Source organism: Sinomonas sp. (assembly GCF_051955515.1).
GTDB lineage: Bacteria > Actinomycetota > Actinomycetes > Actinomycetales > Micrococcaceae > Sinomonas.
This window is the reverse complement of the sequence record NZ_JBQCGQ010000289.1, coordinates 1-11,976: the sequence shown is the minus strand read 5'-3', so window position 1 is coordinate 11,976 and position 11,976 is coordinate 1. Positions and strand designations below refer to the sequence as shown.

General features: G+C 69.6%; 12 protein-coding genes. 7 read left to right on the top strand and 5 right to left on the bottom strand.

Going from position 1 to position 11,976, the window contains the following annotated elements; genetic code table 11:
- Nucleotides 1–198, bottom strand: a 198-nt coding sequence (locus tag ACTHL9_RS17155) for a hypothetical protein (RefSeq protein ID WP_440520489.1), incomplete at its 3' end; no start/stop codon positions are given.
- A gap of 301 nt (nucleotides 199–499) precedes the next feature.
- Here ACTHL9_RS17155 and ACTHL9_RS17150 point away from each other — a divergent pair.
- The 4 genes from ACTHL9_RS17150 (at nucleotide 500) to ACTHL9_RS17135 (ending at nucleotide 4,937) form a co-directional block, all read left to right on the top strand.
- The gene (locus ACTHL9_RS17150; protein ID WP_440520488.1) at nucleotides 500–2,128 is read left to right on the top strand and encodes a trypsin-like peptidase domain-containing protein; all 1,629 of its coding nucleotides are present in this window, start codon (nucleotides 500–502) and stop codon (nucleotides 2,126–2,128) included.
- A 247-nt stretch (nucleotides 2,129–2,375) separates the two neighbouring features.
- On the top strand, nucleotides 2,376–3,203 hold the full coding sequence (locus tag ACTHL9_RS17145) for an electron transfer flavoprotein subunit beta/FixA family protein (protein WP_440520490.1): 828 nt from the start codon (nucleotides 2,376–2,378) through the stop codon (nucleotides 3,201–3,203).
- A gap of 13 nt (nucleotides 3,204–3,216) precedes the next feature.
- Complete coding sequence (locus ACTHL9_RS17140; protein ID WP_440520487.1) at nucleotides 3,217–4,182, top strand: electron transfer flavoprotein subunit alpha/FixB family protein; 966 nt, start codon at nucleotides 3,217–3,219, stop codon at nucleotides 4,180–4,182.
- An 8-nt stretch (nucleotides 4,183–4,190) separates the two neighbouring features.
- Complete coding sequence (locus ACTHL9_RS17135; protein ID WP_440520486.1) at nucleotides 4,191–4,937, top strand: PIG-L deacetylase family protein; 747 nt, start codon at nucleotides 4,191–4,193, stop codon at nucleotides 4,935–4,937.
- Nucleotides 4,938–4,954: 17 nt separating this feature from the next.
- Here the strand turns inward: ACTHL9_RS17135 and ACTHL9_RS17130 are convergent, their stop codons facing one another.
- The 3 genes from ACTHL9_RS17130 to ACTHL9_RS17120 are packed head-to-tail and all read right to left on the bottom strand — an operon-like array spanning nucleotide 4,955 to nucleotide 6,908.
- Nucleotides 4,955–5,422, bottom strand: coding sequence for a tRNA (cytidine(34)-2'-O)-methyltransferase (locus ACTHL9_RS17130; protein WP_440520485.1), 468 nt, complete (start codon nucleotides 5,420–5,422; stop codon nucleotides 4,955–4,957).
- A 10-nt stretch (nucleotides 5,423–5,432) separates the two neighbouring features.
- Nucleotides 5,433–6,422, bottom strand: coding sequence for a J domain-containing protein (locus ACTHL9_RS17125; protein WP_440520484.1), 990 nt, complete (start codon nucleotides 6,420–6,422; stop codon nucleotides 5,433–5,435).
- A 57-nt stretch (nucleotides 6,423–6,479) separates the two neighbouring features.
- Nucleotides 6,480–6,908 carry a hypothetical protein gene (locus ACTHL9_RS17120; RefSeq protein ID WP_440520483.1) on the bottom strand — a complete coding sequence of 143 codons (429 nt, stop codon included), beginning with the start codon at nucleotides 6,906–6,908 and terminating at the stop codon, nucleotides 6,480–6,482.
- Nucleotides 6,909–6,999: 91 nt separating this feature from the next.
- On the opposite strand from ACTHL9_RS17120, the gene ACTHL9_RS17115 reads away from it, so the two are divergent.
- Together ACTHL9_RS17115 and ACTHL9_RS17110 are read left to right on the top strand one after the other, a co-directional pair.
- On the top strand, nucleotides 7,000–7,671 hold the full coding sequence (locus ACTHL9_RS17115) for a helix-turn-helix transcriptional regulator (RefSeq protein WP_440520482.1): 672 nt from the start codon (nucleotides 7,000–7,002) through the stop codon (nucleotides 7,669–7,671).
- Between the two features lie 63 nt (nucleotides 7,672–7,734).
- Nucleotides 7,735–8,943, top strand: coding sequence for a cysteine desulfurase family protein (locus ACTHL9_RS17110; protein ID WP_440520481.1), 1,209 nt, complete (start codon nucleotides 7,735–7,737; stop codon nucleotides 8,941–8,943).
- A 12-nt stretch (nucleotides 8,944–8,955) separates the two neighbouring features.
- On the opposite strand, the gene ACTHL9_RS17105 is transcribed toward ACTHL9_RS17110, so the two are convergent.
- Nucleotides 8,956–10,230, bottom strand: coding sequence for an NAD(P)/FAD-dependent oxidoreductase (locus ACTHL9_RS17105; RefSeq protein ID WP_440520480.1), 1,275 nt, complete (start codon nucleotides 10,228–10,230; stop codon nucleotides 8,956–8,958).
- 94 nt (nucleotides 10,231–10,324) lie between these two features.
- On the opposite strand from ACTHL9_RS17105, the gene mnmA reads away from it, so the two are divergent.
- Nucleotides 10,325–11,452, top strand: coding sequence for a tRNA 2-thiouridine(34) synthase MnmA (gene mnmA, locus ACTHL9_RS17100; RefSeq protein ID WP_440520479.1), 1,128 nt, complete (start codon nucleotides 10,325–10,327; stop codon nucleotides 11,450–11,452).
- Nucleotides 11,453–11,976: the final 524 nt, after the last annotated feature.

Below are 11,976 nucleotides of genomic sequence, written 5' to 3'. Positions count from 1 at the left end.
CCTGTGCTGCGACAGCAGGTCCGAAATAGCCTTCTGCACGTCCCCCTTGCGCCCGCCGAGGGCATTGCCGGGATCGACGATGTTGGTGCCCGAGGGGATGCTGACCGGGTCCGTGGCCCACGCGGGGGAGGCGGCTGGAAGCAGCGCGAGGATCAGCGCGCCGACGGCCGTCAACAGAGTCTTCAGCGTGGTTTGCATGCATAGCCCTTCACTCGGCTCCGGAGCGATTCCCCGGAACGCCTCAGCGCCCCCAGCACAGGCGTCACGCCGCGGCGGCGCTGGGCGTGTCGCTTCCGATTCTAGGGGTGCCCGATGCCACTGACTACGGCGCTACTGTGCGCCGCCAGCGAACAGCAACAATGGACGACGGCGCCTGATCGTTGGGCATTGAGATGGAACACCGCTTTCGGCTGGCTTCCAGATACCTCTCAGAAAAGACCTGAGCCGTGCACAGCATTGCGGTCCATAGTTGATGGCAGATCACGAAAGGATGAGGAGCATGAGCGAAACCCCAGAGAGGCCGGATCCGGACCGCAGTCAGACGTCGGCAGGGCCCACGCCGGATCGGCCGACCGTGGCACCTGGCGGCACGGCGCCCGCTGCACCCGACCACCGGCCGTCAGCAGACGCCGCGCCCACGACGCCCATCCACGGCCCCGGCCCCATGTCTCAAGGCCCGAACCAGCCCCAAGGCCCGAACCAGGGTCCGCAGCCGAACGCTCCTCGGTACGGCCAGTACGGCCAGCCGGGGCGCCCGGCGCAATATGGCCAGCCGGGGCCCTACGGCCAGCCGCAGGGCCAGCCCTATGGGCAGCAGCCACCGTATGGCCAGCCCTATGGACATTCCCAGGCCTACGGTCCCCACCCCTATGGGCAGCCGGGCCAGAGCGGGTCATCCTTTGCGCCGCCGACCTCCGCCCGCCGTGGGGAGCCGCGGCGCTGGGGCACGGGGGTCCTCGTGGGCGGGATGCTCGTCGCCGGGCTCATTGGCGGGGGCGTGGCCGCGGGCGGCTACTCCCTGATGGGTCCTCGCGCCACGACAGTCGGCACAACCCAGAACAGCCCGGTCATCGTCAACAATCAGGACAGCGTCAATGCCGTGACGGCCGCGGCCGCCAAGGCGGCGCCGAGCGTCGTGACAATCGGCGTGAGCGCTGGGAACTCCTCCGGAACGGGATCCGGAATCGTGCTTGATGGCGACGGCCACATCCTCACGAACACGCACGTGGTGACGCTCGACGGCTCCGTGGCGAATCCGACAATCCAAGTGCGGACCAACGACGGCAACGTGTACAACGCAACCGTCGTCGGAACCGATCCGCTGTCGGACCTCGCCGTCGTGCAGGTGAAGGGCGCGAACCTTACGCCCATCACCTTCGGCGACTCGACGAAGCTGAACGTCGGAGACACTGTGGTGGCAATCGGGGCGCCTCTGGGCTTGGACAACACCGTGACGGACGGCATTGTCTCGACGCTCAACCGCACGATCTCGGTCGCGTCGTCCGCGGCGCCGCAGGGTGGGGACCAGCAGCAGGGCGGCGAGGGCGGGCAGGGCTTCCAGTTTGCGCCCCCCAACGGCCAGTCGCAGCGCGCCCAGGCGCAGAGCACCATCAGCCTCAACGTCATCCAGACGGACGCCGCGATCAACCCCGGCAACTCCGGCGGTGCCCTCGTGGATACCAAGGGTGAGCTCGTGGGCGTGAACGTTGCCATCGCCTCGACCGGCAGCTCGAGCAGCAGCACGAGCCAGAGCGGGAACATCGGCGTGGGATTCAGCATCCCGGCGAACTACGCGAAGCGCATCGGCCAGGAGATCATCGCCAACGGCAAGGCCACGCACGGGCAGCTGGGCGTCTCCGTGCAGCCGGCCGCCCCGAACGGGGACACGAACTCGTCGTTCTCGGTGGGCGCGCAGGTCGCCCAGGTGACCAGCGGTTCCCCGGCCGACAAGGCGGGCATCAAGGCCAATGACGTGATCACCCACTTCGGCGACCGCGCGATCAGCGACGCGAGTGAGCTGACGGCGGCAGTGCGGGAGCAGGCGCCCGGCACGACCGTCAAGGTGACGCTGACCCGGAACGGCCAGAGCATGAGCGTGGACGTGACTGTCGGCGCAGCATCTTCGTAGTCGGCGCAGCATCTTCGTAGTCGGCTCGGCATCAGCGCCCGTGGCCCCGCAGCTGGGGTCACGGGCACTGCTGTCTTTTCAGGTGCCGACGTTTCAGACCTTTACGTTTATGACCTTTCGTGGCGATCCATGACGCGGAGGCCACTCTCAGGGTGAGTCCGCCGCGGCCCCTCCGCGAAGGCGCCGCGTATGGTTAGCTTGGATTCCCGGCGCACCGCGCCCTACGCGCTACGCCGTCATGCGACGGATGCAAGACTACGGAAGGTCCTCAACCGTGGGAGACACCCTCAAGATCGTCGTGCTGGTCAAGCACGTGCCCGACGCGCAGTTCGATCGCCACATCGGACCGGACAAGACGCTCGAACGCTCCGAGAGCATCCTCTCCGAGCTCGACGAGTACGCCTTGGAAGCGGCCCTCCAGGTCAGCGAGGCACGGGGCGGCGACAAGGCCGGCAACCAGGTCATTGCGCTGACGATGGGCGGGCCCGATGCCGCCAACGCCCTCAAGAAGGCCCTCCAGATCGGCGCCTCCTCCGGCGTGCACGTCGCCGACGACGCCCTGGCCGGCTCCGACGCGTGGGCGACATCGCTCGTGCTCGCGGCCGCCATCCGGAATATCGGGGAGGTGGACCTCGTCCTGACGGGCATGGCCTCGACCGACGGCGAGACGTCCCTCGTTCCTGCCCAGCTCTCCGAACGGCTCGGACTCCCGCAGCTGACGTTCGCCTCGAACCTCGAGGTCACGGGACGCACGGTCGTGGGGCGCCGCGACAGCGAGACCACCTCGGACGTCATCGAAGCTGAGCTGCCCGCCGTCGTCTCGGTGACGGACCAGATCAACGAGCCGCGATACCCGAACTTCAAGGGCATCCTCGCGGCCAAGAAGAAGAAGATCGCCACGTTCGGCCTCGCCGACCTCGGCGTCGATGCGGCGCAGGTCGGAGCGGCGGGTTCCCTCACTCGGGTCGAACAAGCCGATCCGCGCCCGCCGCGCTCGGCGGGCACCATCATCACCGACGAGGGCGATGCCGGCATCAAGCTCGTCGACTTCCTGGCCGCCCAGAAGCTCATCTAAGCGGGAGTTGACCATGACTGCATCCTCTGTCCTCGTCTGCCTCGAGACTGTTCCCGAGGGCGGCCTCCGCAGGGCCCAGACCGAGCTCGTCGCCGCAGGCCGAGTCCTCGGGCCGGTGTCGGTCGCCCTGGCCGGCCCGGCCCCCGACGCGCTCGTGGGCGAGCTGGGCGAGCTGGGCGTCGGAACCGTGTACACGCCCGGCGACGCCGACCTCTCAAGCCACCTCGTCGCGCCCAAGGCCGCGTGGATCGCGGCCGTGGTTGCGGCGGACCAGCCCTCCGCCGTCGTCCTGGACAACTCGTTCGAAGGCAAGGAGATCGCCGCTCGCCTGGGCGTCAAGCTCGACGCCGGGGTGGTCACCGATGTGGTGGCGCTCGAACCGGACGGCACGGCCCACAAGTCGGTGCTCGCGGGTTCGTACGAGGTCCACGCGCGGGCGACGAGTGCGACGGCGGTCTTCACCGTCAAGGCTGGCGCCGGCGAAGGCGCGCCCGCGACTGCAGCGACGACGGCCGCAGTGAAGACCATCGAGGTCCCTGCGGACGCCTTTGAACGCGCTGCGCGGGTGACGTCCCGGACCGAGCGGCCCAAGTCAGGCCGACCCGACCTCGCGGAGGCGAGCATCGTGGTCGCGGGCGGCCGCGGCACGGACGGGGACTTCGGGCCGATCGAGGAGCTAGCGGACGTGCTCGGGGCGGCCGTGGGAGCCTCGCGTGCGGCGACGGATGCCGGGTGGATTGGGCACGATTTCCAGGTCGGGCAGACGGGCAAGACCGTCTCGCCCCAGCTCTACATCTCGGCGGGCATCTCGGGGGCCATCCAACAGAAGGCTGGGATGCAGACTTCGAAGGTCATTGTCGCGGTGAACTCCGACCCCGAGTCGCCGGTCTTCGAAATTGCGGACTTCGGGGTCGTGGGCGATCTCTTCAAGGTGCTCCCGCAGGCCGCCGAGGAGATCAAGCGGCGCCGCGAATCGTGACCGAAGGGATGAGCCGTTCCCCCGAGGGGGTGCGTCGCGTCCTCGCATTCGGCGCACATCCCGACGATCTCGACTTCGGCGCGGCCGGAACGATTGCCGCATGGACGGCCGCAGGCGTCGAGGTGCACTACGCGATCATGACCGACGGCGACGCCGGCGGCTTCGACCCCGCGTATCGGGACGAGATCGTCGCGATGCGCCACGATGAGCAGCGGGCCGCGGCGGCGCGCGTGGGGGTCAAGGAACTGCATTTCCTTGGGCACCGGGACGGCTATCTTGAGCCGTCGCACGAGGTCCAGCGGGATGTGGTGCGGCTCGTGCGGCAGGTGCGTCCCGACGTCGTCCTCGCCATGCATCCCGAACGGAATTGGTCGAGCCTGCAGATGTCGCATCCTGATCACCTGGCGTGCGGCGAGGCGGTGACTCGTGCGGTCTACCCCGCCGCGGAGAATCCCTTCGCGTACCCGGAACTGGAGGCGTCCGGCCTCTCCGCCTATCGGGTGCCGTGGCTGTGGCTCTACGGCTGCCCCGAGGAGCGCGTCAACCACGTGGTGGACATCACCGCACACGTGGATGCGAAGCTCGAAGCGATCCGCGTCCACCTCAGCCAGCACCCCGACATCGAGGCCACCGAACGCTACGTCCGGGCGAGGCTCCAGGCCACCGCCGGGCGCGCCGGCCTCCCGGAGGGAGCGTCGGGGGAGGCCTTCCACGTGGTGGCGGTCAATGCGAAGGAAACCATCGCGGGGTTCTGAGGGCTGGCGTCGGCAGCTCAGAGCTGCGCGCCCGCGTACCCGTTCTGCCGCCACGCCTCATAGAGGGCGATCGAGGCCGAGTTCGCCAGGTTGAGCGACCGCCGCGACGGCACCATGGGCAGCCGGACCCTGGCGGTCACGCGCGGGTCTGCGAGCACGTCCTCGGGGAGGCCCACGGATTCGGGGCCGAAGAACAGCACGTCCCCGGCTTCGTAGGCGACCTCGGCGAACGGCGTGTCGCCATGCGAGGTGAACGCGAAGACCCGCGCGGGGAGGAGGGCCGAGAAGGCGTCGTCGAGCGTCTTGTGGACGGTGACGACGGCGAGGTCGTGGTAATCGAGCCCCGCCCGCCGCAGTTTCGCGTCCTCGAAGTCGAAGCCGAGAGGCTCCACGAGGTGCAGCTCGGAACCGGTGACGGCGGCGAGCCGGATGGCGTTTCCGGTGTTGCCAGGGATCTCGGGCGTGTAGAAGAGGATGCGGAACACGCCCTCCATCCTAGGCGTGCAGTCCCGTGAGGAGCCTCGCGAACGCCGGGAGGAAGACGACGTTGGGCTGGGGTCCCGAGGCGAGGAAGAACTTGAGTTCGCGGGTGAACTTGGACGCGTTCAGCGGTTCGATGCCGCCGGTCACGTTGCGATGGACGTCGATGACCGGCTGATGCAGGCCAGGGTCGGGCGTCTGCACGAGGACGAAGCCTTGGACATTGAGCTCGGGGAACAGCTCCTGGAACATGCGCACCTGTCCGCCGAGGAGCGGAGGAGTGGCGCCTCGCCCTCCGTGCAGGAGCTGCTCGCCGTTCCACGCGTAGTTGCCCACCGGGACGAGCATCGAGTCCACGAGGGCGAGCCGATAGCCCGCGAGGACGGCATGGGCGATGTACGTCGAGCCGTCGGGCGACCGCAGGCCGTTCAGGAGCCGTGCCGACGGGATCTCGGCGAGCACGAACTTGCGGATCAGAGCGGCTGTGCGCTGCTCGCGCTCGATGCGTGCGGCGGCGCCGAAGATCCCCCTGCGGCGCGGTTCGCCGTGCTCGCGGCGCGCCGCGAGGTCGCGCGGGATGAGTGGGACGGCGCCCTCGGCGAACGGCGGCTCGTAGACCGCGGGCTCGCCGGCCTGATTGCGCTGGGGCCGGGGAGACCTGCGTTGCGCAGAGAAGGTCTCACCCGGGGACCACTCTCCCGCGCGCGCGGACGACGGCGGGTGCGCGCCGCCGTCGTCCGTTCCACCGGTGCCGGGGCTCCAGGAGGCGCCGGTGGGCCCTCTCTGCGGGGAAGCGGCGAAGTAGCTGCTGTCGTAGGCCTTCCTGCGCTGGGGATCCGAGAGGACCTCGTAGGCGAGGGTCACCCGGTGGAACTCCTCGGGGTCTCCGCCGTGATCAGGGTGATGTTCCCGCGCCGCACGGCGATACGCCGCCTTGATCTCCTTGAGGGAGGCTGTGATGGAGACACCGAGCACCTCGTAGTGGGAGGGGAGGCGCGGCGTCATGGCTTACATCTTAGGAGGAGCCACGCCGCCCCTCGGCGCCCACTGCGGAGGGGTGAATCATGCGCGCCGTGTGGCGAGCCGGTTGAGGGCGAGCGCGCCGATCAGGAGGCCGAAGTCTCGCAGTGCGACGTCGTAGAAGCTGCCGAGGACGATGAGATTGACGATGATGCCGAGGAGCCAGAGGGCGACGACGAGGGCGCCCCACCGTGGCTGCCACGCGACGATGAGGCCAGCGACGATCTCGATCACGCCGACGCCGTACATGAAGGCCTGCGGGCTGACGGGTACGACCTGCGTCGCCACCGGGGCCAGATAGTGCGGCCAGAAGGTGAGCAGGTTGAAGAACTTGTCGAGGCCGAACAGGATCGGGGCGACCGTGTAGATGGTGCGCAGCATCGTGAAGGCCTGGTCGGCTCCGCTCATCGCGGAGGCTGAGGAGCGCCTGGTGGGGAGGTGCAGGCGTCCATGGGTCGAAGCAGATGACATGACGAGCTCCTTTCCAATATTGATGTTTCAAATTTTAGTAGCCTCTCGCGTCTAAAACAACAGTCGAGTGTTTTGGATCTACACTGGAAGCATGCCTCGCAGTCCGTGGTCCCGCCGCCTTGCTGCTGTCGCCTCGCTGGGCGAGGAGACTCGCCGCGCGCTCTTCGACTACATCCGGTCTGCAGGGCGGCCCGTGGGCCGCGACGAGGCGGCCCAGGCCATCGGCCTCACCCGGGGCGCTGCCGCCGCCCAGCTCGATCGGCTGGCGGATGAAGGGGTCCTCACGGTGACTTTCGCCAAGGCGGGCGCTGGCGGACCGGGCACGGGGCGCCCGTCCAAGTTCTATTCGCCCTCGCGGACCGAATTCGTGGCCTCCGTTCCGGAGAGGAACTACGAGTTGGTCGGGGAGCTCATGGCGGCGGCCGCGGAGCGCTCCATGGCCGAGGGAACTCCCATCGAGGAAAGCCTCGAGGCCGCCGGGCGCCGGGAGGGCCAGAAGCTCGGGCGCGAGCATGCGAGCATCCACACCGTCCTCGACGTCGCGGGCTACCACCCCGTGCCCGTTCCCGAAGGCTTCGAACTGGGCAACTGTCCGTTCCATCGGCTCGCGCAAGGGCATCGCGGTGTTGTCTGCAGCCTGAGCGCGGCACTGCTCGAGGGTGCCCTTGACGGCTGCGGCGATGGAGCCCACAGCGTCGAGCCGATCGATCCGGATGTCGGCCCGGGGGAGTGCTGCGCGAGGATCGTGCGCACTGAGCGATAGCTGGCGGAAGCCAGCCGAACAGAGGGCCAGGGCCTCACTGGCCAGCGGGCCTACAGTGGAAGGGTGCCCGTGTACCTCGACCATGCCGCCACGACCCCGGTCACGCCCCACGCCTTGGCCGCCTTCACCGAGCAGGCTGCGCGGGGCGGCAATCCCTCGTCCCTCCACGCCGCGGGCCAACGCGCGCGGCGCGCCCTGGAAGACGCCCGCGAATCCCTCGCGGCGTCCCTCGGAGCCCACCCTTCCGAAATCGTGCTCACCTCGGGCGGCACCGAGGCTGACAACCTTGCCGTCAAAGGCCTCTTCTGGGCGCGGCGCGACGCCGACCCCCGCCGCACGCGAATCCTCTGTTCGAGCGTGGAGCACCATGCCGTCATGGACGCCGTCGAATGGCTCGAGCGGCATGAGGGCGCCGAGGCGGTCTGGCTTCCGTGCGGGGACGACGGCGTGACGCGGCTCGAGGCCGTGCGCTCGGAGCTCGAGCGCGACCCGTCCTCGATCGCCCTGATCGCCGTCATGTGGGCGAACAACGAAGTCGGCGCCCTCCAGCCCATCGCAGACATCGCGGCGCTCGCCGCAGAGCGCGGCGTCCCGGTGCACGCGGACGCCGTCCAGGCGTTCGGGCATGTGCCCGTCGACTTCGCCGCTTCAGGGCTCGCCACGATGGCGGTGAGCGGCCACAAGGTAGGGGCGCCGATCGGCACCGGTGCGCTCGTGGTGCGCCGGGACACCGTCCTGACCCCCGTCCAGCACGGCGGGGGCCAGCAGCGCGGCCTGCGTTCCGGAACCCTCGACGCCGCCGGAGCGGCCGCTTTCGCCGCTGCCGCGGCTGACGCCGTCGGCCGCCTCCCTGAGGAGGCCGCGCGCCTCGAGGCGCTACGCCATCGCCTGGTCGACGGCGTCCTCCGCGAAGTCCCCGAGGCGCGCTTGAGCGGCCCCGCGGACCCAGCAGAGAGACTGCCGGGGATCGCGCACTTCACGTTCCCGGGCTGCGAGGGCGATTCCCTGCTCTTCCTCCTCGACATGATGGGCATCGAAGCCTCCACGGGCTCGGCGTGCACCGCCGGAGTCCCGCGCCCCTCCCACGTCCTCCTCGCGATGGGGCTCACCGAGGAGCAGGCGCGGGGTGCCCAGCGATTCAGCCTCGGCTGGTCTTCGGGCGAGGACGACGTCGACGCGCTGCTCGCCGTCGTCGGCCGCGCCTTCCAGCAGGCGCGTCAGGCCGGGATGGCAGGTCACGAGAGCAGCATCAGGACGGCGTCGAGTCACTAGGCCCCCGGACGATCAGTCCGCCGGGAGCAGCTCCGCCAGCGGCACCGTAGGGTCGGAGAGCCGCGCCTCGTCGACGACCGCACGGGAGGCAATGAGGGCCTTGAGCGCCTTCTGCGACTTCGGCGTGTTGACGTTCATGGCCGCGACGACCGCGCCGTCGCGGACCCAGAACGCGACAAAGCCGTCCAGCCCGGACTCGACCGTCTCGATCGATCCGCGGAGCACGAGCTTCGCCCCGCGCGCCCGCTGCCAGTAGCCCGAGTATTCCAGGCTCAGCGAGTATTGGTCGGTGTAGAAGTAGGGCGCGATATCGAGCTTGGCATCCTGGCCGAGCATCGACTTGGCGGCGACTTTTCCCCCGTTGAGGGCGTTCGACCAGTGCTCGCTCCGCACATGGTCTCCGGTGAACGGCTGCAGGGAGTTGGCCACGTCCCCGGCGGCAAAGATGCCCTCCGCCGAGGTCCTGAGGGATGCGTCGACCACGATCCCGTTGCCCGTGAGGAGGCCTGCGCGCTGGGCCAGCCCCGCCTCGGGGACCACCCCCACGGCCACGACCACGAGCTCGGCGCCCAGCCGCTCGCCGTCGTTCGTCACCACGCAGGTGACGCACTCGGCCTCCTGGACTCCCGCACGATCCCCGGTCGCCTTGAACTCGACCGGGTGCTCGCCGAGCCGGAACTGGACTCCCTCAGACTCGTGGAGCCGCCGGAAGTAGTCGCCGAGCTCGGGCTCGAGCTGCCCCAGGGGCGTGCGCCCGCGGCCGACGACGGTCACCTCGTTGCCGTAGGCGCGCGCCGCGGCGGCCACCTCCATGCCGATCCAGCCAGAGCCCACGATCACCACGCGCTGGCCGCCTTCGGCCAGCTGCGCGCGGAGGGCGAGCGAATCCTCGAACCGGCGCAGCGTCACAATGCCCTCGAGGTGGGCGCCTGGAATGTCAAGGGTGCGCGGCGAGGCTCCGGTCGCGAGCAGGGCGGCTCGGTAGGGCAGGAGCGCCCCGCTCTCGAGCGTCACGACGCGCGAGGCGGGCACCACCTGGGTGACCCGCTCGCCGAGCCGCAGGTCGACGCCATTCTCCGCGTACCACCCGGGCGGGTTGACGGCGAGGTCCTCCTCTGGTGCCTTTCCGAGCAGGAATTCCTTGGAGAGCGGCGGGCGGAGGTACGGCTCCCGATGCTCCGCGCCGATCATGGTGATGGGCCCGTCCCAGCCCTCGGCGCGCAACGTCTTCGCCGCTGTCCCGGCGGCGAGACCGCCGCCCACGATGACCATGCCGTGTTCGTCCATGACGCATCCCTTCGCCGCGGTGCCAATCAGCGCGATGCCTAGCAGACGACTGCACACCGACACAGGTTCAGCCGCCCGCCGCTAGAATAGACCGGTGCGTGTTCTGGCAGCCATGAGCGGGGGAGTTGATTCCGCCGTCGCCGCGGCCCGTGCCGTCGAGGCGGGGCATGAGGTGGTCGGCGTGCATCTTGCGCTGTCCCGCATGCCGGGGACGCTCCGCACCGGCAGCCGGGGCTGCTGCACCATCGAGGACTCCAACGACGCGTGGCGCGCATGCGACAAGCTGGGCATCCCCTTCTACGTCTGGGACTTCTCGGAGCGCTTCAAGGCCGATGTCGTGGACGACTTCGTGGCCGAGTATGCCGCCGGTCGGACACCGAATCCCTGCATGCGCTGCAACGAGCGCATCAAGTTCGCCGCGCTGCTCGAGAAAGCGATCGCCCTCGGCTTCGACGCCGTGTGCACGGGCCACTACGCGAAGGTTGTCCGGGATGCCGACGGCCGTCCCGAGCTGCACCGCGCCGCCGACTGGGCCAAGGACCAGTCCTACGTGCTCGGCGTGCTGACGGGGGAGCAGCTCGAGCACTGCCTGTTCCCGCTGGCGGACACTCCCTCCAAGGCTGAGGTCCGGGCCGAGGCCGAACGGCGCGGCCTCTCGGTGGCGAAGAAGCCGGACAGCCACGACATCTGCTTCATCTCCGACGGCGACACGCGCGGCTGGCTCGCGGACAAGATCGAGATGGCACCGGGCGACATCCTCGACGAGACCGGCGAGAAGGTCGGCGAGCACGCGGGCGCGAACGCGTTCACCGTCGGCCAGCGGCGGGGCCTCCGGCTCGGGCGGCCCGCACCCGACGGCAAGCCGCGCTTCGTCCTCGAGGTGCGGCCGAAGGACAACACCGTCGTCGTCGGCCCCGAACGCCTCCTCGCCGTCGACGAGATCCGCGGGATCCGCCTGTCCTGGGCCGGGGAGCCGCTGCCCGAGGCCGCTGCCGGCGAGGAGTTCGAGTGCGCGGCACAGGTCCGCGCGCACGGCGACGCGCTGCCGGCCACGGCGCGCGTCGTCCGTGAGCCAACGGACGACGGCGAACTCGTGGTCACGCTCGAATCGCCCCTCCGCGGGGTCGCGCCCGGGCAGACCATCGTGCTGTACCAGGGGTCGCGGGTCCTGGGGCAGGCGACGATCGATGCGGCGCGCTCGCTCTCGCGCCCGGCGGTCTGAGCCCCGGCCGGTCTGATCCGCGGGCTCGTCCCGTCCCCATCCCTTCTCCCGCCGTACACGTCGGCGTCGCCTGTCCGACGGCGAGCTCTCCTAGCCTGCGGGATGCCAGCTACGCATCCCGCAGGAGGACCCCTTGGCCCGCCATCCAATCCGTCTCGCCCACCTTCCCGTCCGTCCTCCAACTGCCTGCGGGTCAACGTCGCACCCAACGGTGCCTCTGGGCCCGGCCAGCTGGTGCTGACCTGGGAGCGGGTCCCCTTCGGCGGCTAACCCTCTCGTTGCCCCGTCACGTCCGCAGGGGGCACACCCTGCGGCCGTGACGGGGCAAGCTTTTTTGCGCACCGAAATGTCAAGGTTTCGTTTAAATCTCGTCAAGCGAGGCGTTCACGTCTCCGGAAACGTGATTGAATGCTGGTGCACTCGGCCCTGTGTGCTGTATCACAGCATGCGTGGCCAGAACTCGAAGAGAAGGTCACCCCATGCGAAAGACCACCACGGCCGTTCGGAGCGCCATAGCGCTCCTC